We start from the raw sequence: 23,539 nt of genomic DNA on the forward strand, positions 1-23,539 counted from the left end.
TCAAGAAAATATGGAGATGTGCAATGAGCTAAATAAAAAGACGCCCAAAATTGAGCGCCTCTACTAATGATTATTTCGTAACAACTTCATCTTCTTTTACATTTACATTATGTTTACTCATAAACGCTTCAATCTCTTCAACTTCTCTAATGATATCTTTTGACAAGTTTTCATGTCCGTCTTTCGTTACAAGAATATCATCTTCAATACGAATGCCGATTGATTCTTCTTCAATATAAAGACCAGGTTCAATTGTAATAACCATGCCTTCTTCTAATACTCTCTCTTTATATGTTCCTACATCATGCGTATCTAAACCAAGGAAATGGCTAACACCATGATAATAGTATTTAGATAGTTCCTCGTCTTCTTGAATTAAACCAATTTCTTTACACTCTTCTGCTAGTACCTTTTTTGTATGCTCATTTAATGCAGCAAATTTTACTCCTGGCTTAATGAGTTTCGTTGTTTCTTTCAATGCTTTTAATACAATATTATACATTTGTTTTTGGCGACTAGAGAATGTTCCATTTGCCGGGAATGTATAACTAATATCAGCGTTATAGTAGTCTTTTTGAGCGCCTAAATCTAGTAATACTAAATCACCATTTTGAATTTGTGCATCATTATCTTCATAATGAAGAACTGTAGCATTTTTCCCACTTGCCAAAATTGTATTGAACGCATGATGCTTAATGCCAGATGATTTCAGTGTGAAATCAAACTGAGCCTCTAATTCATACTCCATCATGTCTGCTTTTGCATGCTTAAGTACGTTGTAAATACCCTCTTTCGTTACAGCAATTGCCTCTTTAATGATTTCAATTTCTTCTTCTGTTTTAAACACTCGTAATTCACAAATATTCGGATATACATTACCAATTAAAACGTGTGGATACTGTTCTCTTACATGTTTAGCAAACGCTAGCGTTTTTGTCTCCATCCCATTCCACTCACGACGCTCTAAATCTAAATATAGATGCTTCACATTTTCTGTAAAAAGTATATTTGACATTGTCTTTTCAAAGCTATCTAAATATACAACTTTCTTTATACCTGAAATTTTCTCTGCTTCCTCGTTAGAAACTGTTTTACCGACCCATTTTTCCATTACTGGATCTGACTTTTCAATGAAAAGTGTTTCTTCAACACTATTTCCAAACTTCTTCAACATGAAAATAACATTCGGTTCATCGATTCCTGTTACATAGTAAAAATTTCGATTTGGCACAAATTTATAATGTGCATCCGCTGACATGTGAGGTGCTTGTCCAGCAAATAAAATAGTAATAGATTCATCTGGTAATGTGTTTACTAATCGTTCTCTATTTTGAGCAAAAAATGTTGATTTCATAATAATCCCCCTAGCGTTCTATGTATGCTTGTAAATCTAATTATCCAATACAATTCATTCTATTATTGTTATAATTTTTCGTCAATTAATAGTACTCATAGAGAAAGGAAAATTTTCATTATTAGGGCCCCTTTCAAGCTTAATTATGCATAACACTCCACAATTTCTTGACATTTATTCCATATACTTAAAATCTCATATATAGGAAAGGAGCCTACAAATTTGAAGCATTATGTGGCAAAAGGATTAGCAATTACTTCTTTATTCATAATTTCAGGATGTTCTAGCAACGCCGAAACAGCACCAGTGAAAAAAGAAACGGTTCAATCTCAACCGAAAAATAAAGAAACTGCAACTGCAGTACCATCCAACTTCTATAAAGAAATTACATCCGGAAAAATCGCGCACATTCACGGAATTGGCTATGCAGGAAATATGCCGGGTATTTCTATCGCAACTCATAGTGGTATAAAAGCTTATCAAAATGGAAAATGGTTTGAGACTACTACACAGCTACACGATTATATGGGCTTTCAGGCAACGAAAAATGGATTTTTTGCCAGCGGACATCCTGAACCAGGTGCAAATTTAAAAAATCCTTTAGGGTTAATGAAAAGCTCTGATGGCGGTAATACCCTTGAAAAGCTAGCATTTTATGGAGAATCTGATTTTCATAACCTTGCTGTCGGATACAATACGGAAGCAATTTATTTATACAATGAGCGTCCAAATTCTAAATTACAACAAGGTTTTTATTTCAGTACAAACAACGGACAAGATTGGAAAAATAGTAAGTTAAAAGGTCTTTCGAGTACGATTCATTCCTTTTCCGTACATCCGGATCAAGCTAGTGTAGTCGCGGTAAGTGCTAAAGACGGTGTTTACTTATCTACAGATTACGGAAATACATTTGAACTATTATCTACATCACTTGAATCGACAGCAGTTACATTAAGTAATGAAGATGTTATTTACGCCCCTATCAATAAACAAATCATAACGAAGAAATCAATTGCTACAAATGAAGAGACAAATATACAAACTCCATCTTTAGATGCTAAAGATGCAATTATGTACATATCACAAAACCCTCAAAATTCAGCTGAAATAGTATTTGCTACACTGAAAGCAAATGTGTTCCTTTCTACAGATGAGGGTAAAACGTGGAAGCAGATTACTAAAGAGGGAGCATTCCAATTTAATTAGAAAGGTGAATATAACGTGTTTTCAACAATTAGTGAATGGAGCTATCAACTCATGTCTCCTTTAATGGATGTCGCGAATGCTACGAAATCAGTACCTCTTTTATTTGCGTTTTTATTAGGCGTAGTAGGTACCCTTGCTCCTTGCCAATTAACAGGAAACATTAGTGCTATTACACTTTATGGCAATCAATCTTTACAAAAGGGACATGCATGGAAACATATATTGTTATTCATTTCAGGAAAAATAATAGCTTTTACAACGCTTGGACTATTAGTATGGGTCTTAGGAAAAGAGATTCAGCAAATATTAACTTTGTATTTCCCGTGGTTAAGGAAAATGATCGGACCTTTTATTAATTTTAATGGGGCTAATGTTGGCAGGTATTATAAAGAGCAGAAATTTCTTCTCGATCAAATTTATAAGAAAACAAAGTGAAGTCAACTCATTTTTACTTGGATTTTTCTTTTCGTTAGCTTTCTGTCCGACTATGTTCGTTCTATTTTTCGGAACATTAATCCCTTTATCTTTATCATCTAATTATGGGTACTTGTTTCCGACATTCTTTTCAATAGGAACTGCTCTACCAATCGTTGTCCTTATGTTCATCATCTTCTACCTGGGATTAAACGGAGCATTACTGAAAAAGAGCCGAAAAATAGGGGGAATTATTCAGCTTATAGCCGGTGTTCTTCTGATATTAATCGGACTTTATGATACTACTCTTTATTGGTAATACATACAAAAGGTAAGCTTCAGTGAAATGAGCTTACCTTTTGTATCATTTTTTCTTTTGTTGTAGTTGATTTAGTAAATTCTTAACAAACGCTAAGAACAGCGGATCATTCTCTTTTTTAGGTGACCATTGCATAATAAGTTGTCGTGGAATTTTTATTTCTATCGGTTGCACGATAAAGTCATGAATGATTTGTTTATGCAGCCCTGATAACGGAACGATTGTTATACCGTTAACTTGTACAGTAAGTGCTAATGCCGAGCTAATTGACTCTGACTCCATCACTTTATTAACTGTTATTTCATTTTTCATCAAATATGGTTCAAGTACTTCTTTACAACCAGAAAGCGGCATAATGAAAGGATAATTTTTCAACTCTTTAATAGTAAGGTTAGGTGGAATTGTCTTTGAAGAAACCATAACATAAGGATCTTCACCAATAACTTCATAATGAAATCCTGGTATTAAATTTTCTTTTATAGAAATAGAAAAATCAGCACTTCCAGAAGACAGCCAATCTAATACTTCTTGATAGCTTCCTTCTCGAACTGCAAGCACGTACTGACTTTGATCAATATTACCTAGCTGGATACACTCCGCCAAACAATATACAGTAACGGAAGGATACGTAGCTAGTACAATCTTATACAAGCTTCTATTTTTTAATTGTAAAGCTGTTTCTTCAAGGTTTTCATACTCCATTAGAAGTCGATCTACACAAACTAAAAATTCCTTTCCATTTTCAGTTAACATCGTTCCTTGTCTAGAGCGATCAAATAAAGTTAAAGCATATCGTTTCTCTAATTTGTTTATGATATGAGTTATAGCCGGCTGTGTCATATGTAATTCTTTCGCTGCTAAACTAATGCTGTTCAACCGAGCCACATTTTTAAAAACTTTAAAATCAAAAACGTTCATTCTGTTCTCCTTATATAAAAGATATTTATATCATCTATAAATAACCTTCATTGTATTTATCAAACCACTTCCTATACACTAAGTATACACCATCAATATTACGAAAAAATAAGGCATATAAACATTAGAGGAGTGTTGATTAAATGAGTACTTACATTTTAATACATGGAGCCTGGCAAGGTGAATGGGCATGGGAATTAGTAAAACCTCAGCTTGAGGCTTTAGGTCACACAGTTGTTACACTAGATTTACCTGGAAGCGGAAAAGATATGACTCCCTCCCAAAATGTAACGTTAGATTCCTATGTTGATGCAGTAACAGCTACTATAGATCAACAAAATGAAAAAGTTATTCTTGTTGGACATAGTATGGGTGGAATTGTAATCACGCAAACAGCTGAACTTATACCAAATAAAATCGATAAATTAGTATATCTTTGTGCATTCTTACCACAAAACGGAGAAAGTCTTGGTAGTAAATTAGATGGTGAAGCTGGTCCACAATTCTCAATTAATGAGAATGACATGACTGCAGAACTTATACCAGAGTTGACTGAACAAACATTTTTAAATGCTACAGAAAATGCAGCTATTAAAGAATCTTCTTTCAAACAAATGCGTCCTCAACCACTAGGTCCATTCCAGCAAGAGATAAAAATATCTGCAGAGAACTTCGAAACTATAGATCGTATTTATATCGAAACGACTCTAGATAGAGCGATTCCCATTGATTTTCAGCGCCGAATGAATACAGAAACTCCTTGCACGAAAATAATTACTTTGGAAGCTGATCATTCTCCATTCTTCTCTAAAACATCAGAACTTGTTAGTCACTTACATGGATTAAGCTAAGGTTTATATTTTCCTTGTAGACACCTACTTACTGTAATACGGGTGTCTACTTTTCTTTTACCCTTCTTGACATATTCATATAAAAAAGTTAAAATAACTATAAATTAGTAAGTAACTAATTTAATTTAAAGTAAGAGGTGAACAAAATGAAAAACATTTTATTCCGTATTAACGAATTATCAAAAAAAGAAAAAGCATCTGGATTAACAGTTGATGAAAAACAAGAACAACAAATGTTGCGTCAAAACTATACAAAAACATTTCGTGGAAGTTTAGATTCCATTTTATTAAACACAAAAATTGTTGATCAACATGGTCTTAACGTTACACCAGCCGCATTACAAGATGCTCAAATACGTTTAAAATTAAGCAAATGAAATCAAAGCTAAAAAAACAATCGTATAAAACATAAAAAGAGCCGGAATTCCTATTTAGAAATTCCAGCTCTTTTTATTATCTTTTCCAATTTCGTAAATGAGCGATACATCGCAATTCGCCACGACACAATCATCGCAAATGCGAGTAAGAAAAACATTCCACTTAACTCTGCTAAATCAATTGATTGACTTAAATATGATTTTAACGCTACTCGTACAGCCAATAACCCGACTAAAATAAATATGAATGCTTTTGACGGTTTCATATATATATGTTCACTTCTTATTTCAAACTTAGTTGTTTTAATAAGCAATATAGAGAAAATAAGTCCTATGCTAATCGCCTCTACTATTTCTAACGATGTTAATCGAAACTCCGGTAAGAAGTACATCATTGCGCCAGTACTCATAAAGATTGGTGGTAATATAATTTTCTTTTTCGTTACCGGTTTTTTCGCTGCTTTAAAGCGAAGAAACATGACACCAACAGCCATACAAACTGCTACAATACTTGATAAAAGTGCTATCATACTATCCACTCCTATCTATTTAAAAGACTTTTTAAGTAAAATCATAAACCAAACGAGCCCGATACTTATAATGACATGACCTAATCCAGCCATATGGCTTAGACCGTTAAAGTCAGTTCCGTTTACTTGTAGAAGACCTCTCCATAACATTGTAGCAATAGTAAACATTAATCCTATATTATAAACAACAAACCATGCATGAAAACTCTTTGTTTCATGGACATGAAATACTTTAAATAGAGCCAAAGCGATTAAAAAGAAGACGAAGCCGAGCACCAATACGTGTGTATGCACTAATTGCAACATTGTGGATCCTTTAATCCCTTGTGCTTTCGAATACTCTCTTGCAAATACTCCTGATAATAAACCGATAATTAAGTAAATGAATGCTGCATTATATAATTTCTTCATTCTATTCCTCCTGCTGTAAACTTTCTATATTCGCTGCAATCATTTTACGCAAAGTTTATGAACGGAATATGAACAAAATATTACATTCAACTTTTGAAAATAAAAAAGCCATTCCACAACTATTAATTGTGGAATGACCTTTTAATTTATTTTAAGTCTTCAATTGAAAAGGCACCAGGCAGTAACTGCTCTACAGTCACTTCTTTTTCATCGCCTTTTACATTCGTTAGTAAAACTGGCATTTTCGGTTCACAGAATTCAGCAATCACTTGTCTACAAGCACCACATGGTGAAATCGGTCCGTCTGTTTCGCCTGTAATAACTAAGTAACTAAAATCGCGCTCACCTTCTGATACTGCTTTAAAGATTGCTGTTCTTTCTGCACAGTTACATAAACCATAAGAAGCATTTTCTATATTACAACCAGTATAGATTTTACCTTCTTTCGTAACTAACGCTGCACCAACAGGAAATTTCGAATACGGAATATATGCTTTTGATAACATCTTATTTGCTTCTTCGATATATTTTTTCTTATCCATATTATTTCCTCCTTAAAGTAAGTGTAATTATGATTAGTCAGTAATAACTGTATGAACTAATTTAGGAGCCACTGCTGTTTCAGCGATAGAAATGTTTTCATAAATTTTAGCTTTTACATCTTCTACATTTTCGCGATTTGCATAAATCGTTACGAACGGCTCGCCTTCTTTTACTGCATCGCCCACTTTTTTACGTAACATTAATCCTACCGCTAAATCGATTTCATCTTCTTTCGTTGCACGACCAGCACCAAGAAGCATAGCTGCGATACCAATTTCATCTGCAACAATGTTAGAAATAACACCTGAAGTTTTAGCAGGTACATCAATTACATACTTCGCCTGTGGCATTTTTTCTGGATTGTCTACAATTGAGCTATCTCCGCCTTGATTGCTTAAGAACTCTTTAAACTTCTCAGTTGCTTTTCCGTTTTTCATAACTTCAATTAGCATTTCACGAGCTTCTTCTAACGTATTTGCTTTTTTCGCAAGTACGACCATTTGACTTCCTAATACGAGTACTAATTCTGTTAAATCTTCTGGACCTTCGCCTTTTAACGTATCAATCGCTTCTTTCACTTCTAGAGCGTTACCAATCGCAAATCCAAGAGGTTGTGACATGTCTGAAATAACAGCCATTGTTTGACGTCCTACATTATTTCCGATACGTACCATTGCATGTGCTAATTCTTTTGCATCTTCTTCTGTTTTCATAAATGCGCCAGCACCTGTTTTTACATCAAGTACGATTGCGTCAGCACCAGCTGCAATTTTTTTACTCATAATTGAACTTGCGATTAAAGGAATTGAGTTTACTGTCCCTGTTACATCGCGTAATGCATAAATCTTTTTATCTGCAGGTGTTAAGTTTCCTGTTTGTCCAATAACAGCTACTTTGTCACGGTTTACAATATCAATAAACTGCTCTTTCGTAATTTCAACGTGGAATCCTTCTACCGCTTCTAATTTATCAATTGTTCCACCCGTATGTCCTAAACCACGACCAGACATTTTTGCTACTGGTACATCTAAAGCAGCCACTAATGGTCCTAATACTAATGTTGTTGTATCACCAACACCACCAGTTGAATGTTTGTCTACTTTAATTCCTTCAATTGCTGATAAGTCGATCGTTTCTCCAGACTCCACCATCGCCATCGTTAAATCTGCACGTTCGCGATCTGTCATATCTTTAAAGAAGATTGCCATTGCAAGTGCACTCACTTGATAATCAGGAATACTTCCGTCTGTATATCCATTAATAAAGAATTTGATTTCTTCAGTCGTTAATTCTTTGCCGTCACGTTTTTTCGCAATAATATCTACCATTCTCATTACAATCACCATTCCTTTTTATATGATATGAATCTATTAAAATAATAAGCCTACGATTGTTGCTGATAAGAAACTTACTAATGTTGCACCGAAAAGTAATTTCAAACCAAATCTTGCGACTACATTCCCTTGTTTTTCATTTAAGCTCTTAACTGCCCCTGCAATAATTCCAATTGAAGAGAAGTTTGCAAATGAAACTAAGAATACAGATATAATCGCTGTCGTTCTATCTGAGAAATTAAAGTTTCCTTGTGCTAAATCTGTCATAGCGACAAATTCATTTGATACTAATTTTGTTGCCATAATATTTCCAGCATTAACTGCTTCATGCCAAGGTACACCCATAATAAATGCAAATGGTGCAAATACATAACCAAGAATTTCTTGGAATGAAATACCGATTACACCTTTAAATACTGCATTAATGAATGCGATAAGAGCAACGAAACCGACTAACATAGCTGCTACTGTAATCGCAACTTTAAATCCGTCTATAATGTATTCCCCTAATACTTCAAAGAAAGTCTTTTTCTCTTCTTCTTGTACTTCTAACATATCTTCTTCTTCAGTAACTTCATAAGGGTTAATGATAGAAGCGATAATAAAACCACCGAATAAGTTAAGCACTAAAGCGGTTACAACATATTGTGGTTTTAATAACACCATATACGATCCAACGATAGACATTGAAACGGTAGACATTGCAGATGCACATAATGTATACATTCTTTTCTCTGGCAATAATCCTAGTTGTTTCTTAACTGAAATAAACACTTCAGATTGTCCTAAAATCGCAGAAGCAACAGCGTTATATGATTCTAGTTTCCCCATTCCATTTACTTTACTTAATGCTAGACCGATAGATTTCACAATAATAGGTAATACTTTAATGTGTTGCAAAATACCGATTAATGCTGATATAAATACTATTGGCATTAATACACTTAAAAAGAATGAAAACTCTTTTTGATTTACTAATCCACCAAATACGAAATTCACACCGTCAGCGGCATATTTTAATAGCTCTCCAAAACCATCTGCTATTCCGCTAATTAATATATTCCCTACACTTGTATTTAATAATAAAAACCCCAAAATGAATTGTAATATAACCATCGTTATGATTGGGCGATATTTGACTTTCTTTCTATCATTACTAGCAAGCCAAGCGATACCTAAAATCAATACGAGGCCAAAAATACCGATTAAGTATTTCATAAGCCGTTTCCTCCCATTCGTATCCGCTTACATTCTTTTCAATTGTTAAAGCAATAGATACACTTTACTTTGTGTATCTATTGCTCTTAACTTTATTAATGATTAGTAGTTATCTGTAGCACCTTTTGCATCATTTAATACGATTGCAACACTAGCACTTGCTCCAACGCGAGAAGCTCCAGCAGCTACCATTTTGTCTGCATCTTCACGTGTACGAACGCCACCAGATGCTTTTACACCAACGTTTGGTCCAACTGTTTTGCGCATTAATGCGATATCTTCAGCAGTTGCTCCGCCAGTTGAGAATCCAGTTGAAGTTTTTACGAAATCAGCACCAGCTTTTACTGATAATTCACAAGCGAGTACTTTCTCTTCATCTGTTAATAGGCAAGTTTCAATGATTACTTTTACAAGAGCTTTTCCTTTTGCTGCTTGTACTACTTCATAAATATCTTTTTCAACGAACTCATTGTCACCGTCTTTTAAAGCGCCTACGTTGATTACCATGTCAACTTCAGTTGCACCTTTTGCGATAGCATCTTTTGTTTCAAATGCTTTTGTTTCAGTAGTGCTTGCTCCTAATGGGAAACCGATTACAGTACAAACATCTACATCATGTCCAGCTAATTCGTCAGCAGCTAGCTTTACCCATGTAGGATTAATACAAACTGAAGCGAATTTATATTCCTTTGCTTCTTCGATTACTTTCATAACATCTTCTTTTGTAGAATTAGCTTTTAAAATTGTATGGTCAATTAACTTTGCAATATTCATTATCTTCACTCCTCATATCTTTTAACAACTTCATTCTAACCCTTAGTTGAACAAATGTAAATACACTTTTGAAATTTTGTTCATTCTTTTCAAAAAGGAATTTTCTTGTAGTAAATAAAGCGCATTCTAACTAAGAAACAATTCATATTTAAAATCAAAACTTTTATATTAACAATGGTAGTATGTATCTCAATATCCATAATTATTTTTAAAAAGGCAATTTGTATTCAAAAAACACTCCCATAATTCATACATAGTAAAATAAAAGGCTTTCTCAAAATTAACATCTTGAGAAAGCCTTTTATTTTTAATCTTTTTGATAATGTAACAATTCCTTCGCCGTATGCTGATCAATAATTAATACATTTGCATACCCGCCACGTAACGCACCATCAATTGATTTTATTTTTCTATTACCACCGGCAACTAAAATAGAGCGTTTCTTTAATTTCAGTTCTTCTAACTCAATTCCAATAGTCCGCTTATTAATTTCTTCACTACTAATATTTCCGTTCCCATCAAAGAATCTTGAACAAATGTCACCGACCGATTGTTTTTTGAGTAAACTCGTTTCATCCTTATCAAAATAACCTAATCGGAATAATAGTGCTTCGTCTCGCACTGTTCCTACAGTGAAAATTGCAATATTCGCTTGTTTCCCCATTTCGATAATGTGATGGATATGTCGATCCTGCTCTACTAATTCTTTTGTCACTGCATTATCAAATATAACTGGAAGGGGTAGATTTCTTGGCGTCGTTTGAAAAGCATCTGCAAATAAAGCAATCGTTTCATTCGCATATGTATTTACACTCGAATGACTAATACCACCTTTTAACTGAACAACTTCTACACCTTTTACATGTTGCGGTACGATTTTTCTAGCGATTTCATACATCGTCATTCCCCAACTTACACCAACGATATCACCGTTTTTAACCGTCTTTTCCATATACTCAGCTGCATATTTACTAATATACTCTGTAATCGTTGCATATTCTGGCACTGGTGAAAAAACGACATGCGCCTCTAACAAGTTGTACTTTTCTTTCAGTAAATTTCCAACGTTATCTAAATCAGCAAATGGATCGGCTATGCTAATTTGAACAAATCCTTTTTCTTTCGCGTACTTTAATAATCTAGAGATAGTCGGTCTTGAAATATTTAATTTATTAGCAATTTCTTGCTGACTATAATCTGATTGATAATATAACCTTGCAACTTCAACGCTTAATTGTTGTTTATCTTTATCCATAGTAACTCATTACATATCCTTTCCTGTATTTCCTTTTCGTTACAAGCATTATACAGCTTTATGCAAAAAAATTCGACTACCGAATTTTATCTAACTGAACTTCTACTACACTTATTATATACAAGGTAACTTATTGTGTAGATTTACAAACTCAATATAGATACGCTTGAAACATGTACATCGATTAATATTTAATTCATGCTTTTTCTGCAGTAACGATAACAAATCCGTTCAAAATGTACGAATCAAGTGATTTAACATAGAAAAGTTGTATATGAGGCCTAGGATATTAAAAACTGTTTTTTCTCATACCTATGGAATTTCCATCCGTTTTTCTGTAAGAGATTGAACTGATGAAGCAATAATTTTATTATCTAAAATACAAAAGCTCTACAGAACAAAGAACAAAGAATATAGATTATGTATCCATGGAGATGCAATCCCAATCTTCATTTTTATAATTGATTAACCAAAACAAGCCCCTTCGTCTTTCAATAACAATACTTTCCTGCATACCTGCAGTTGCTTCTTTCTCATTAATTCTATCATGTACACAAGCCCAATGAAGCCGATAAATGAGGTCGGCCTCATCCAAAATCTCTTCTGCACTTCGCAATCTTGTTTGTTGATAAAATTCATTAAAAGAACTACAACCAGAAACAAGTTTAATTGCATAATGACAGTCACAGATTTCTTTTGGAAATTTCAGTGTATTCACGAGACCAATTGACCAAAGTAAAACCCATTGGGCTTCATACTGCCATGCAATCTGTATCGCTTCTTTCGCGTCAGGTTGCTCTGAAGTTAGGAAATTTCTTTCCTGCCTCGTTAATGATTCAACCACATCAAATTTGTTCAGCAGCCCCATGACAAACTCTTTGGAATTTTCCAAATCTCCTTCTTGGGCAACATCACAAGCATATTGTATGACAATCAACAAAGCTACCGCTCTCTTCGTAATCTCTTCTCGATTTCTTAACTGAATACTTGTCAAAGGAGGCAATTGAGGCAATCCTTCGATATATGGAATCCCTTTATCTTGCAGGTAGCTTATCGATTTCTGTTTTCTTTTCTCCCCATCGGTAGAAGTACTATTCTGTCCCATTATTTTGTTCGTACATGCTTGAGGAGTAAATTCTGAAGGACCAGAGGATCCATCCGGAAATACAATTACTTTTCCATCATTCCCGATGAGAGTTCGATCAGGGATAAAACCAATACCGTTTACCTGATTAAGTAATTTAAGAAACAGCTCCACGTATTCATCACTATAATCCTTCTTCGTCTCTATAGCGATTATGGTATTAATTACAGAAATCTGTGCCAAAACCTTCCTCTTAAGATGTTCTTCTTGAAATTCAATTTGATCGTACATGTGCATCATTCCAGGAATATTATTGGAAAAATAATCAGGAGATGATTCTTCAGAATCCACCCGAATAATAATTTTATTTTTGCCAAATAGTCTTTTCGATTGAATGGTATATTCATTTTTATTGCGGTCAACCTTGAACCCATTTTTGAAAACTTGAGTAATGAAACCTTCTACATCACTTGTATCATTCCTTGATGCAAATATCGTAAAAAATCTCAATGTTCCCCCTCCTCTAATTCCTATTTTCTTCTTAGCTATTAAATTTAGAAAACAAAAGAACATAAACTATTAAATATATTAAACAGCCTTTTATTATGACTTGTTCTTCAACTAAAATCTGTTTGATTGTCTTAGTTGTTATTATAAATAATTATACTATCCAGTTTGGAGTATTGCTAATTCCAATCAACTTAAAGGGGCTATTTGCTTTTCTTAGCTTGATAGCGATGTGGTGCTACCTCTGTTTTAGTAGGTTGGTAATAGTTATTTTTTAGAATATATGTGAAATCAAAAAGCTTTGAACTGGATTTTTATCATGCATTAAACTTTAGAATTCATAAAATTTTTCTGTAGATAATTTACTTTATAACTCTATACTTAAATCTAGTATAAAACTTTTATATTCTACAGCTACTTAAATTGAGTTCCCTTACTATTACCTCTTTAACTGTATTTTTTGTTGCACTAATTATAGGATAGTCTGTAGATATATCACACTTCCCTACAGTTAGGTTACTTAGATTTTTTTGCTTCTTTGTTTGCTGCATCTATTAACTTAGAAGCTGTCTCTTACCTTTCACTACCTATACCAACTTCCATTTTTTCACCTTTATCTAAACCGCCTTGTATGATTTCCACCCCATCTTTTACATAAATCATCACTTTACCTACATTATATTGTACTGGGAAATCTTTTTGTCCACACTATAACCTACTTATTTTTCCATCAACTCTAAATAAAGTTTAGATAATTCTTTTAACTCTTCTGACTTTTGCTTCATTGACTTGCTGAAAATATGATAACATGTATAAAGTTTATAGAAAATGTTTTCACTCCAGATTCCCCCTTATTTACTCTGTAATATTTAGCGTTTAAGCGATGTTTACTCCCATAAACGCTCCAATAAAGTAGACCTTGCCGTATTACAAATAAAAAAGGATCTAATATTTATTTCATTTAAAAAATGTTTTAGACTATAGAATAAAGTATTAGACTGTTAAAAAATAGTTGTAGACTGAAAAGTTGTATTTGTGTTTTTAAAATAAATTTACGATATTTTGTCTCTTTCAATTAAGGAATTACTTACACTTCATTTTTTCTTAGTGGACCAACAACACGGATTAATTAAATATCAATAATTAAGATACCAGAACTCTAAAAAAGGGGTGAGGATTATGATGAATAAAGAAATTCAAAAATTGTTTGATGATCTCAATTTATTTGCCAGACAGATCGCAAAAGTAAGATTATCAAATTTATCATTCGATGTATACGAATTCAAAGATAGACATGTGAAGCAAGTAGACTTAATATTTGCCAGAAAAAATCAATTTGATACTATTCAAGAGGCATTTTCTGCACTATTTAAAAAAGAATTGTTCGATGGAGAGGAATGGGATATTATTGATGAACCAGACCCTTCAGATAAACAATGGCTAACCGCACTAAAAGATTTCTGGATTAACGCATACTATTCAAGAGTATGTAATAGCTTAGAGTTATTAAACAAAAATGATTTTATAAGTAGATTTAAAAGGGATTTAGCTGATGTGAATGTACCAGAACAAGTTATTAAAGAACTCTTAATTAGATTGAATCATATTGAAACAATACAAGTACAAAAGGGATATGTTTATGATTATATATTCGGACAATCTGATAGCCATTATTTTTTGTTTGAATGGGGAATATATGATTAAAATGATTACAACTATTATGATTATGAAGAAGCGCACTTAAAGTTATGGGGGCGTCAATGAAATAACAGATAACAAAACAATCAAACTTTTTTATAAAATCTTTACACCACTTTTCAAGAAAGAACTCCATTTTAATCATCCCTTTTTCAAAATGGAGTCTTTGTGTTTGTCATAAAATCAAGATACATGCAATATTTCGAATCAAAATTAAAATCAAACAGTTAACTTTTTTTCCTCCATAACAGTATCTCTATTCACTATTTTCAAGTAGAAATGCGATACTGTTGTAATGTAGTATGGATAGATCCAAAGAAACGGGATACCAAATGTGAAAAATCCGATGATAATCCCTAAAATAAACCATCCGATAAAACTTAACGATAGCAGGAATAAATCTAATTTATGTCCTTTCATCAGTTCTTGACTCTTTTTAATTGCTTCACTCGCCGTATATTCTGGATGATCTAACAAAATATAGTAAGCCATAGAATAAGAGATAAATTTTATAATACCTGGTACAATTAATAATACACTCCATAAAAGTGTGTATACAGTCATTAAAGTAGTCACCTTTATAGATCTAAACACATTACTTTTTCGAAATCCTTCAAATAACTCACCAATTGTAGTAGATTCTTTTTTCGCTAAACGCAATGTAACTTTAAGATACCCATAATTCATAATGCCTTGTGCACCTATTAAACAAATAAATAGAACAACGAAAACAAGTAAATAAGAAAAAGCACCTGCTGCATTTAACTTTTCGTCTCCTGAAATGGAAAAACTAGAATTCATTATTTCACTTAATAAGATACCAAGAAACAACAGTGGAAATCCTATAATTAGCATACAAACCCTAGAAATAATATGATAAAGAAACGATGACAATACCGCCAATCCCCATTTGTCTTTTAATGAAGATACGGCCGCTTTTTTTAAGCCACTAATCATTTTGATCCTACCTTTCAATTTTTTCCTTTTATATGAATTACTTTTACACAAGGAATAATAACGTATTTTAACAAAATTTTTATTATATATAATTCCGTTAATATCTAAATGAATGGTGAAACTGTTCCAAAAGTGTTATTTTTAAGTAAGTATCAAATTTAGTACTTCTAATGTTTTTTAACACTACTTGACTAATTTTAGTATGTTTATTTTCAATCTATTAATCATGTAATTTATTTAAAAACACCGTGATGAATATACTTGCTACATAAAATCCATTACCAAACTGAAATCATTCTATAATAGCTTTAATTAAGTTCGAAATGATCAAAAACACTCGGAATTAGCCATTTCAGTTTTTCTTCATGCATCTTTCTCTTACCATATTTTTCAATAAGTACGTGAACCATACCACAATCTTCTATGTGCAAAATTAGCTTTAAGTCTGCAAAAAGTTTTTTACGATATTCCATATTTTACAATGAGTTAAAATCGTGAATAATTTTATCCAGTTCATCATAATCCTCACTTACGTTAATAATGTGCTAAACTAGCTAACATATATATAATTTTATATAGAAAACCCCAACAAAAATGTATCCATTCTTACATAAACAGTTTTTTAGTTTTTATTCTTGTTCAATATGGTATAGAAAAAGATTAATTATTTACAAGACAAGAAGCTAGGAGATGTTACATATGAAATATTTTGTAATAGAAGATGATGAATTATCAAGCTGTGGTGAAGAGACAATATATGTTTTTGAACATAGCAAAGGAAAAAACAGTTACGACACGATTAAAACCTTGGAAGATTTTGCAGCAACATGCCAATTCATTGAACGAAGAAATACGCATTGGTTTTGGTATAAAGGAAAACACGTTAAAGATATGCCTATTTGGGAATTCGAACAAAAATTTAGAGCTGAACAAGAAGAACTGAAAACAATATCCCAAGAAGAATTCACAGAATTGAGAAACAGATATGCCCCACTTATTAAACCTATCGAGTTCCCTATTAAAGGAATCCGAATTGCTTATGCTTATGAACCAGAATGGAATGATGAATTTTTTGTTATGGAAACGGAAGAAAGTTATTTTTCCGTATATTGGTTTACAACGGCTTAATAATCATTTTAATAACAAATCAACAGGTTTCTTATCCGAAAGGACTTTCGATAAATACTGATTAGGTGTTTAGAAAGTTTCTTCAAAGTCAGGGTGTCTAGGCTTGGGTATTCCGATTACTTGTTCTCCACTGCTAATATGATGAATAAAGCGAAACTGTAATGAGTGGGGGATTCTTTATTCCCCACTCATTATTAGTTGAAGCATTCGAGCTTTTACGGACAGTTCCTATCTTCCTTGCGCTTCTCTAAATCTTGAGGTAGGAATTTTATTGCCCGTTAATACGCGATAAATTAAATTCCTATTCAATCACATCTTTATAAATGTAGCATTTCAGCCTTTACAACTTGAATATATTCCTGCAGCTTGCAAAACGCTTCCGTCAATTTCCCTTTTTCTTCTTTATGAAGAAAGCGTGCCGTGTTTCGTTCTTCCTCTATGACAAGTAGTTGCGCGGCTGCATAAGAAAGACCATACTTTTCGCATTTTCGTTTTATATCTTGAAAAAAAGAAGGAGGTACCGTCCCTGCTCCTGAGACAAGCATCTCATCTAGAGCTTGTTCCAATTCATCGATTATGCGCACTAACTCTATCATAAAATGTTTCCCCTTCATTAAGTGTAATATTTATAATTTCTCCTACTTCTGTATATAAAATAACAGGTGTAACTACGAGCTTTGTTCCTTCCTGATAAGGATGAACTAACATTCTCTTTACATGTAATGAGTCCAAATATATTTTTACAAGTCGAATCGTCCGCTCATTGTCTGGTTGTTTCATCATTTGCATTTGTAATACTTCCCCCTTTTTATCAATAAGAGGTATAATCCATTTTCGCTCTTGCTTCTGAAACTCCCATTCTTCCATCTCAGCAAATTCGATACAAAAGACTCCTTGTTTACTTGCCTCTAACCTGTTCGCTTTTACTTTTTTTAGTAGTTCTTCCAATGAGGTTATAAAGAGCGATTGCCACTCTGTTACATTTGTTTTTCCGTCTACTTCCCCTACTGTCTGTGAGCTAGATGACAATTGGAAATCGGCGTTAAGCTTTGCATATTTCAACCCTAGAGATGAACGAGACAGTTCGTATCCCTTCCCTGCAATCCCCCATGGAACTTGCTTTTCATGGAGGTCTTCAGAAGTTGTGTTGCTCCCTTCATAAAACATGGGACGTGACTGTGTGTATGTGATCCACTTTTCCTGTTCTCGATTATAGAAATAATATGTCACACCAACATAACCGGACTTCGTTTTCCAGCCGAATGCGCCAAAGGCATGCAAAGTTAGCGGTGGAACTTCATAATATTCCGAACGATACGGACTCTCTTGCAGACGGTGATTTTCTAACAACACAATGTATTCATAAATCGCGGACAGCGTTTGCCGATAGGATGCCATTTGAAAAGATGCATGTTTCATTCGGTATAGCCTAATATCAGTCCCTAGCTTACGAAATAAATTTTCTAACTTTGCTAGTTTCAAAGAACGCGCTTTTACAGAAAGTTGTTCTATTTCATAGATTGTTTTTTCTGTAAGACGTGTTAATCCAAAGTGAACAATTTGCTCAATCATCTCTTTGAAAATAGATAGCTTATCCGACTCAATAATAAGAAATTGCACCTGTTTCGTTTCATGTGAAATTCCTCTCTCTTTTTGATACCAATATATTGCTTCCGCCTTATGCCGGCATATTCCCTCTGCTTTACATGTACAAATCGCATCAGCTATCGATTCAGCTGTCAGAAAGCGAACCGTTATATCCTCTTCTGGAAAGGAGGCAATTAAAGCACCCTCCTCTTCCAAAACAAACTTTTGCTGAAATGTTTCGCGGAACATCATTTCAGCCCACATTTTTTCGGAGACAATATTGCTAACGTTCACATTCAAAAGGGCAGAGAAATCAACTTTTATGTTTTCTTTACCTTCGTACATCTTCTTTGCTTCTAATAAAGCCATAATGACATGCTTACAAATCGAGCGCGCTTCACAAGTGCAGGAGTAACTGCGTATATCTCCCGTAAACGTTACAGTAGTTTCATCATCAAGATGCACTTGCGCTGCATCCTCTTCTAAATCTATTTTGATATTTGTTGCAGCAGCCAAATCCTTCATTGCTCTCTTATATGTTCCTTTGTTGGACATGGCGATTAAATATGTTTCATCAATAGCCGAAAGAACATTTAAGAAATGATTGTTGCGATCCATTGCGCCAACCTCCCTGGTGTTAATGCTGCTACATGAGCACCGAGTGCTGTCATTTTTTTTGCTGCCTGTTTATCATAAAAAGGCTGTGCAGTCGGATCAAGAGAAGTAAGCACAATCAGTTTTGCTCCTGATTCTACAATCTTCATCGCTTCTCGGTACATTTCAGCGTAACTGCCACCTTCATATAAATCCGTTACAAGCACGACAATTGTTTTATGAGGCATCTCAATTTTATTCGTTGCGTAGCGCAGCGCCTGAGCAATATATGTTCCTCCACCAAGCTGTACACTCATAAGCGTTTCCACCGGATCATCAATACGATCCGTTAAATCAACAACAGCTGTATCAAAGATGAACAAATCTGTCTTAATCGTCGGTAAGCTTGCGAAAATACCTGCCATAACTGCGCTATGGATAACAGAATCAATCATACTTCCACTCTCGTCTACTGCGAGGATTACACGCCATGTGCTAACATGTTTAGTGGCAGCGTAAAAGTACGGTTTTTCAATATGAATGGCGTTTGTTTCCTTGTCAAAATGCTTTAAGTTCTTTCGAATCGTTTTCTTAAAATCAAAGTTGCGCATCGTGCGCACGCGGCTAGAACGATTTCGATCCGGTCTACCGCTTAATGCATGCTTCACTTCTTGCTCTAAATTACGACGCAACTCCTCAGTGACTTTCGCTACAATGCGTTTAGCTGTGTCTAATACATCCGGTTTTACATAATCTTTAAATTGTAAAATGCATTTTAATAAATTCATATTCGGTTCCATTTTTTCAAGCGTTTGCTTATCCTGTAATAGAGCTGTTAATTCATATTTCTCTAACGCATGATTTTCCATAATTTCAATGGTTTCTTTCGGAAATAACTCCCGCACTTTCGAAATCCAAGTCGGCACTGTTAGCTGAGAGGGATCTAAGGATCCACCGCGCTCTTCTCCGCGTTCTCTCTCGTACAAAAAGTCCAGCATCTCGTCCATTTCTCTGTATACAGGTTCTTCTTCCTGAAATGTAATTTGATCATCCGCATGTTTCCCAAGAACAAGACGCCAGCGATTTAAAGAAATGTTATTCTCCATCTTCTAGCCCCCGTCTTATTAAAATCCCCTTCGCTTTCCGATCTAACTGCATTACATACATCAGCATCTCTTCGGAAATTGGTTCTTCTTTTATCGCTTCTTCTGTAGCGCCATATAACTTGGAAATCTGTCTAGCAATCGTATCCACTTCAAGCGGCGTGAATTGACTGAATAAGAGGCGTAAATGTGGCAACACTTGTAGAAATATCTCTTCATCAAGTTCTTCTAGAACATGAGACATTCCGCTAAGCAACGATTCGTTATATAAAAAGATATCTTTGGCGCCAGCAAACAAACCCTTCAAAAATATCGGAGCTTGCTTTTGCATATCACCGCTTCCATAAAAATACCCTTCTGCCACTTGCATTACCTCATCAATTTCCCGCTTTCCTAAAGAAGTTAACAGCCCAAATACTGCTCCCTCTACTTGGCTTTCTCTTTTTTCCTTTTGCAAATAAAGCTCCAATGCGTCAATAAATTGCTGATCTGTAGGCTTCATTGTATACAAATCGATAAGCTTTTCTGCAATAATTGCTGGTTCGCCCCCATCTAGAACAGAAAATAACGAAAGTGCTTTATTCCTAGCGTAATCCGCCTGCTGATTTGCTTTTTCTATTTGTGATAAATAATAAGCACAATTTGCCATAGAAGCAAAATCTCCATCCTTTTGCACAGCTTCATCTATAAATTGGGTGTACATGGAAAAGTCAGAAAACAAACCACTTAAATAGGCTTCTAGCAATAAAAGGGACACCTCTCCAGCCCGTCCCTTTGCCTTGTGCAGCTTTGCTCTTAGCATTTCCTGCGCCGCTTCTTTCACCGTTCCGCCATACACAGATATATCAATCAGAGCACTTTCTACTTGTGCTGAAAAACGATATTTCCAAGTTTCACGCATAAGATTAATATTCTGTTTTCTAGCTAAGTTAGGACCGCGTAGCTTCTCACAAAATGGAACTCCTAAAAAAGCGAGGCAATGAAAAAATTGACTTAAGCCCAAGTGCCTTTCTTTCTTGTATATGTCAAGAATCGTCTCCTGCGGTACAGTTGAACGGGCCGGTAGACGAAACGACCGAACAGAAGCACGAAAATCATGCACGAGAGGCGGCACATCTGCTTCTTTTGACAATTCCCCACGCTTTGTCCCTTGCAAACTCTTCTGAAGCAATGCTAAAGGCTTATTGGCCGAGAATATCTCACCTTTCACAAATGTACTGCGCACTGCGTCCATTAATTCATACAATCCGGGTTGCATCTTTCCACGAAGCAGTGCAAGTTCACGTATCATTCGTGCAGCCTCAATCTCATCTGCCATTGATATTCCTTCTACCTTTAGCTGTCTAGCAATTCGTATCATAAATTGCTCAGCTACCGATTCATCGCTGTTCTCCCAAATATGTTGGTAAAAAGCAGGTGCAGGCATTCCGCTCTCATAGCCACGCATCTGATCACTTTCCAAAAAGGAATACGGCATAAGATAGTTTTTAGCATACAATTTAGGAAACGGGCTTTTCGGCAATTTTTTCTTTTTCCCTTCCAATTCAAGAAGCCCTTTCACATGAAAGCCTCCAGTAATAACGAGCACCTTGTCATACACTTTACGCGCTTTTTCAATTTCTCTTGCCATATGTATCTCCCTGGCTTCACAACCGTCTTCTGTCAACATCCCCTGCGTATAGTCCGCGCGTGTATAATAACAATAATGAAATAACTGACGGACAAACTCCTCGCTCGTCATATGAAAGCCTTGCAACTCAAAGTATTTCTCCCAAAACTCATGGAAATTTCGGCACCCGGTTTTTTCTGAAAGCATACGGACATATTGGCTATGCCAGAAATATTGCTCATCATGTTTCCCATTCTCTTCCTTATTTTTCGTTAAAAACAAATATTCTTTATAAGGAAGATCAATAAATGAAACAGGAATGTTCTGTGCAGCGCCTTTTCGTAGCGCGACAAGTTCTGGCGAATAATCGAGAAAGGGATAGTACGCACGGTACTTTCCACTTTCTCCTCTTTCAAGCACATTCGTTTTATCATCATAACTGCAATATATACAAATCGGAGCTTTACTATCTGCACTCACAATATGCGGAATAAGTGTGTTACAGTCTATCGGGCCTTCTATAAGAATTGCATCTGGTTTATAGCATTTAACAATCTTTTGTATATGAAAAGAGCACGCGGGACTATGATGGCGAATTGGCACGTATACGACGTTCCGATCTAAATTGTAAGCTCTTTGAAACAATGCATTTACTTCAGCTGATTGCGAGCTTCGAAAAACGACTTCCATACCTCTCCTCCTATTTGACCTCGCGCCTTAACGATGCTTGTAAAATAACTGCGCAACTTTTCTAAATCATCCTTGTTTTCTTTCGCAATCGTCCCTGACAAATATCGGACAAGCGCATCCATTTTCACTTCTCCACTTCCATAATAGTACGCATCCATTGCACTTTGATAATATACAGATACCGCTTCTGCAGTACTCATAACAGAAGATGGCTGATCAATTCGTTTTCCTTCAGCAGTTACCCCTTCCCGAAGTTCATGAAAAACAGTCGCTAACAGCTGAACAACCGTTTGATCCACTTTTGGTTTGATGCCTGATGCCCTTAATAACCGCGTTACTTGTGACTCTATTATTTTTGCTTCAAGTTTTACATCTTGAATTGGATGTACCGTTTCAAAATTAAAACGACGTTTCAATGCACTACTCATCTCATTCACACCCCGATCGCGTGTGTTAGCCGTCGCAATAATATTGAAGCCAGGCTTTGCTGTAAGAATTCCTTGTTCTCCAAATTCCGGAATATTGAGCACCTTATCGCTCAGAACACTGATCAATGAATCTTGCACTTCCTGTGGACAACGCGTTAACTCTTCAAATCTAGTTAATATCCCTTTTTCCATCCCAACGAAGAGAGGCCCTGGCACAAGCGCCTCCCTTACAGGTCCTTTCGCAAGAAGAAGTGCATAGTTCCACGAATACTTAATTGTATCTTCCATCGTAGCGGCGGTTCCTTGCACAGTGTTACGGCTATTTCTGCATATTGCGGCAGTAAGTAGCTCACTCAGCATCGTCTTTGCAGTCCCAGGCTCTCCAATTAACATAAGTCCACGATTCCCTGCTAATGTAACAATCGCTCGTTCCACAAGCGCATCATTCCCATAAAACTTACGGCTAATTTCCACTTCTTCTCCTTCCAAAAGAAGCGGTTCTTCTTGTCCGATAATAAATGTACGAACAGCACGCGGTGACAATCGCCAATTAGGTGGTTTTGGAAACGAATCATTCGCTTCTAACGCATTCAATTCTATTTCATACAATTCTTCCATTAATGGTTTAATAGACTGCATATGTCATTTCC

The 23,539-nt window shown here is 34.9% G+C and carries 21 protein-coding genes and 2 pseudogenes; 6 read left to right on the forward strand and 17 right to left on the reverse strand.

The genetic code is table 11. The features are described from left to right. Positions 1-70: 70 nt before the first annotated feature. Entirely contained in the window at positions 71-1,354 is a 1,284-nt protein-coding gene (locus ACXY7N_RS03470) for an aminopeptidase P family protein (RefSeq protein ID WP_016088354.1), read from the reverse strand. A 222-nt stretch (positions 1,355-1,576) separates the two neighbouring features. On the opposite strand from ACXY7N_RS03470, the gene ACXY7N_RS03475 reads away from it, so the two are divergent. Both ACXY7N_RS03475 and ACXY7N_RS03480 read left to right on the forward strand, forming a co-directional pair. Next, positions 1,577-2,560, forward strand: a complete 984-nt coding sequence (locus ACXY7N_RS03475) for a F510_1955 family glycosylhydrolase (protein ID WP_016134170.1) — start codon at positions 1,577-1,579, stop codon at positions 2,558-2,560. Positions 2,561-2,575: 15 nt separating this feature from the next. Continuing rightward, positions 2,576-3,293, forward strand: a pseudogene (locus ACXY7N_RS03480) (urease accessory protein UreH domain-containing protein). 45 nt (positions 3,294-3,338) lie between these two features. On the opposite strand, the gene ACXY7N_RS03485 reads toward ACXY7N_RS03480, so the two are convergent. Next, entirely contained in the window at positions 3,339-4,211 is an 873-nt protein-coding gene (locus ACXY7N_RS03485) for a LysR family transcriptional regulator (RefSeq protein ID WP_064460311.1), read from the reverse strand. Between the two features lie 143 nt (positions 4,212-4,354). Here ACXY7N_RS03485 and ACXY7N_RS03490 point away from each other — a divergent pair, with 143 nt between their 5' ends. Both ACXY7N_RS03490 and ACXY7N_RS03495 read left to right on the forward strand, forming a co-directional pair. Beyond that, entirely contained in the window at positions 4,355-5,062 is a 708-nt protein-coding gene (locus tag ACXY7N_RS03490) for an alpha/beta fold hydrolase (RefSeq protein WP_488592281.1), read from the forward strand. Between the two features lie 146 nt (positions 5,063-5,208). Next, positions 5,209-5,439, forward strand: coding sequence for a DUF896 domain-containing protein (locus ACXY7N_RS03495; protein ID WP_000789775.1), 231 nt, complete (start codon positions 5,209-5,211; stop codon positions 5,437-5,439). Between the two features lie 50 nt (positions 5,440-5,489). Here ACXY7N_RS03495 and ACXY7N_RS03500 read toward each other — a convergent pair whose 3' ends face one another. The 9 genes and pseudogenes from ACXY7N_RS03500 to ACXY7N_RS03540 form a co-directional block, all read right to left on the reverse strand. Continuing rightward, a complete protein-coding gene (locus tag ACXY7N_RS03500; RefSeq protein ID WP_000561059.1) occupies positions 5,490-5,969 on the reverse strand; it encodes a CcdC family protein in 480 nt (159 codons plus the stop codon). A gap of 15 nt (positions 5,970-5,984) precedes the next feature. Further along, positions 5,985-6,380, reverse strand: coding sequence for a DUF2871 domain-containing protein (locus ACXY7N_RS03505; RefSeq protein WP_488592282.1), 396 nt, complete (start codon positions 6,378-6,380; stop codon positions 5,985-5,987). 146 nt (positions 6,381-6,526) lie between these two features. Next, positions 6,527-6,922, reverse strand: a complete 396-nt coding sequence (locus tag ACXY7N_RS03510; RefSeq protein ID WP_000358539.1) for a cytidine deaminase — start codon at positions 6,920-6,922, stop codon at positions 6,527-6,529. Between the two features lie 33 nt (positions 6,923-6,955). Beyond that, a complete protein-coding gene (locus ACXY7N_RS03515; protein WP_001983022.1) occupies positions 6,956-8,257 on the reverse strand; it encodes a pyrimidine-nucleoside phosphorylase in 1,302 nt (433 codons plus the stop codon). A 36-nt stretch (positions 8,258-8,293) separates the two neighbouring features. Continuing rightward, the gene (locus tag ACXY7N_RS03520) at positions 8,294-9,475 is read right to left on the reverse strand and encodes a NupC/NupG family nucleoside CNT transporter (protein WP_000876170.1); all 1,182 of its coding nucleotides are present in this window, start codon (positions 9,473-9,475) and stop codon (positions 8,294-8,296) included. Between the two features lie 102 nt (positions 9,476-9,577). Further along, the gene (gene deoC, locus ACXY7N_RS03525) at positions 9,578-10,249 is read right to left on the reverse strand and encodes a deoxyribose-phosphate aldolase (RefSeq protein WP_116329281.1); all 672 of its coding nucleotides are present in this window, start codon (positions 10,247-10,249) and stop codon (positions 9,578-9,580) included. A 307-nt stretch (positions 10,250-10,556) separates the two neighbouring features. Next, positions 10,557-11,504, reverse strand: a complete 948-nt coding sequence (deoR, locus tag ACXY7N_RS03530) for a DNA-binding transcriptional repressor DeoR (protein ID WP_000356569.1) — start codon at positions 11,502-11,504, stop codon at positions 10,557-10,559. 418 nt (positions 11,505-11,922) lie between these two features. Further along, positions 11,923-13,098 carry a DUF4272 domain-containing protein gene (locus tag ACXY7N_RS03535; protein WP_098985825.1) on the reverse strand — a complete coding sequence of 392 codons (1,176 nt, stop codon included), beginning with the start codon at positions 13,096-13,098 and terminating at the stop codon, positions 11,923-11,925. A 570-nt stretch (positions 13,099-13,668) separates the two neighbouring features. Beyond that, positions 13,669-13,889: pseudogene (locus ACXY7N_RS03540) on the reverse strand (hypothetical protein); the annotation flags it as partial. A gap of 388 nt (positions 13,890-14,277) precedes the next feature. Between ACXY7N_RS03540 and ACXY7N_RS03545 the strand changes: the two are divergent. Then, positions 14,278-14,799: a hypothetical protein gene (locus ACXY7N_RS03545; RefSeq protein ID WP_016136637.1), complete on the forward strand. Its 522-nt coding sequence runs from the start codon at positions 14,278-14,280 to the stop codon at positions 14,797-14,799. 213 nt (positions 14,800-15,012) lie between these two features. On the opposite strand, the gene ACXY7N_RS03550 is transcribed toward ACXY7N_RS03545, so the two are convergent. Next, a complete protein-coding gene (locus tag ACXY7N_RS03550; RefSeq protein ID WP_016134164.1) occupies positions 15,013-15,750 on the reverse strand; it encodes a DUF975 family protein in 738 nt (245 codons plus the stop codon). 699 nt (positions 15,751-16,449) lie between these two features. Here ACXY7N_RS03550 and ACXY7N_RS03555 point away from each other — a divergent pair. Next, positions 16,450-16,878, forward strand: a complete 429-nt coding sequence (locus ACXY7N_RS03555; RefSeq protein WP_000873462.1) for a hypothetical protein — start codon at positions 16,450-16,452, stop codon at positions 16,876-16,878. 317 nt (positions 16,879-17,195) lie between these two features. Here the strand turns inward: ACXY7N_RS03555 and ACXY7N_RS03560 are convergent, their stop codons facing one another. The 5 genes from ACXY7N_RS03560 to ACXY7N_RS03580 are packed head-to-tail and all read right to left on the reverse strand — an operon-like array spanning position 17,196 to position 23,528. Then, entirely contained in the window at positions 17,196-17,474 is a 279-nt protein-coding gene (locus tag ACXY7N_RS03560) for a hypothetical protein (protein ID WP_016088370.1), read from the reverse strand. Continuing rightward, positions 17,446-19,083: an SWIM zinc finger family protein gene (locus ACXY7N_RS03565; protein ID WP_488592283.1), complete on the reverse strand. Its 1,638-nt coding sequence runs from the start codon at positions 19,081-19,083 to the stop codon at positions 17,446-17,448. The genes ACXY7N_RS03560 and ACXY7N_RS03565 overlap by 29 nt, the downstream gene beginning before the upstream one ends. Beyond that, on the reverse strand, positions 19,059-20,165 hold the full coding sequence (locus ACXY7N_RS03570) for a VWA domain-containing protein (protein ID WP_016088372.1): 1,107 nt from the start codon (positions 20,163-20,165) through the stop codon (positions 19,059-19,061). Before ACXY7N_RS03570 ends, ACXY7N_RS03565 begins: the two co-directional genes overlap by 25 nt. Continuing rightward, on the reverse strand, positions 20,155-22,461 hold the full coding sequence (locus ACXY7N_RS03575) for a DUF5682 family protein (protein ID WP_016134162.1): 2,307 nt from the start codon (positions 22,459-22,461) through the stop codon (positions 20,155-20,157). The genes ACXY7N_RS03570 and ACXY7N_RS03575 overlap by 11 nt, the downstream gene beginning before the upstream one ends. Continuing rightward, positions 22,422-23,528, reverse strand: a complete 1,107-nt coding sequence (locus ACXY7N_RS03580) for an ATP-binding protein (RefSeq protein WP_016134161.1) — start codon at positions 23,526-23,528, stop codon at positions 22,422-22,424. The genes ACXY7N_RS03575 and ACXY7N_RS03580 overlap by 40 nt, the downstream gene beginning before the upstream one ends. Positions 23,529-23,539: the final 11 nt, after the last annotated feature.

Source organism: Bacillus sp. 5w2, from assembly GCF_054353775.1.

Excerpts from the sequence above, each read along its gene's own strand:
- ACXY7N_RS03470 (WP_016088354.1), bottom strand. The coding sequence starts at position 1,354 with ATGAAATCAACATTTTTTGCTCAAAATAGAGAACGATTAGTAAACACA.
- ACXY7N_RS03485 (WP_064460311.1), bottom strand. The coding sequence starts at position 4,211 with ATGAACGTTTTTGATTTTAAAGTTTTTAAAAATGTGGCTCGGTTGAAC.
- ACXY7N_RS03490 (WP_488592281.1), top strand. The coding sequence starts at position 4,355 with ATGAGTACTTACATTTTAATACATGGAGCCTGGCAAGGTGAATGGGCA.
- ACXY7N_RS03495 (WP_000789775.1), top strand. The coding sequence starts at position 5,209 with ATGAAAAACATTTTATTCCGTATTAACGAATTATCAAAAAAAGAAAAA.
- ACXY7N_RS03500 (WP_000561059.1), bottom strand. The coding sequence starts at position 5,969 with ATGATAGCACTTTTATCAAGTATTGTAGCAGTTTGTATGGCTGTTGGT.
- ACXY7N_RS03505 (WP_488592282.1), bottom strand. The coding sequence starts at position 6,380 with ATGAAGAAATTATATAATGCAGCATTCATTTACTTAATTATCGGTTTA.
- ACXY7N_RS03510 (WP_000358539.1), bottom strand. The coding sequence starts at position 6,922 with ATGGATAAGAAAAAATATATCGAAGAAGCAAATAAGATGTTATCAAAA.
- ACXY7N_RS03515 (WP_001983022.1), bottom strand. The coding sequence starts at position 8,257 with ATGAGAATGGTAGATATTATTGCGAAAAAACGTGACGGCAAAGAATTA.
- ACXY7N_RS03520 (WP_000876170.1), bottom strand. The coding sequence starts at position 9,475 with ATGAAATACTTAATCGGTATTTTTGGCCTCGTATTGATTTTAGGTATC.
- deoC (WP_116329281.1), bottom strand. The coding sequence starts at position 10,249 with ATGAATATTGCAAAGTTAATTGACCATACAATTTTAAAAGCTAATTCT.
- deoR (WP_000356569.1), bottom strand. The coding sequence starts at position 11,504 with ATGGATAAAGATAAACAACAATTAAGCGTTGAAGTTGCAAGGTTATAT.
- ACXY7N_RS03545 (WP_016136637.1), top strand. The coding sequence starts at position 14,278 with ATGAATAAAGAAATTCAAAAATTGTTTGATGATCTCAATTTATTTGCC.
- ACXY7N_RS03550 (WP_016134164.1), bottom strand. The coding sequence starts at position 15,750 with ATGATTAGTGGCTTAAAAAAAGCGGCCGTATCTTCATTAAAAGACAAA.
- ACXY7N_RS03555 (WP_000873462.1), top strand. The coding sequence starts at position 16,450 with ATGAAATATTTTGTAATAGAAGATGATGAATTATCAAGCTGTGGTGAA.
- ACXY7N_RS03560 (WP_016088370.1), bottom strand. The coding sequence starts at position 17,474 with ATGATAGAGTTAGTGCGCATAATCGATGAATTGGAACAAGCTCTAGAT.
- ACXY7N_RS03565 (WP_488592283.1), bottom strand. The coding sequence starts at position 19,083 with ATGGATCGCAACAATCATTTCTTAAATGTTCTTTCGGCTATTGATGAA.
- ACXY7N_RS03570 (WP_016088372.1), bottom strand. The coding sequence starts at position 20,165 with ATGGAGAATAACATTTCTTTAAATCGCTGGCGTCTTGTTCTTGGGAAA.
- ACXY7N_RS03575 (WP_016134162.1), bottom strand. The coding sequence starts at position 22,461 with ATGGAAGTCGTTTTTCGAAGCTCGCAATCAGCTGAAGTAAATGCATTG.
- ACXY7N_RS03580 (WP_016134161.1), bottom strand. The coding sequence starts at position 23,528 with ATGCAGTCTATTAAACCATTAATGGAAGAATTGTATGAAATAGAATTG.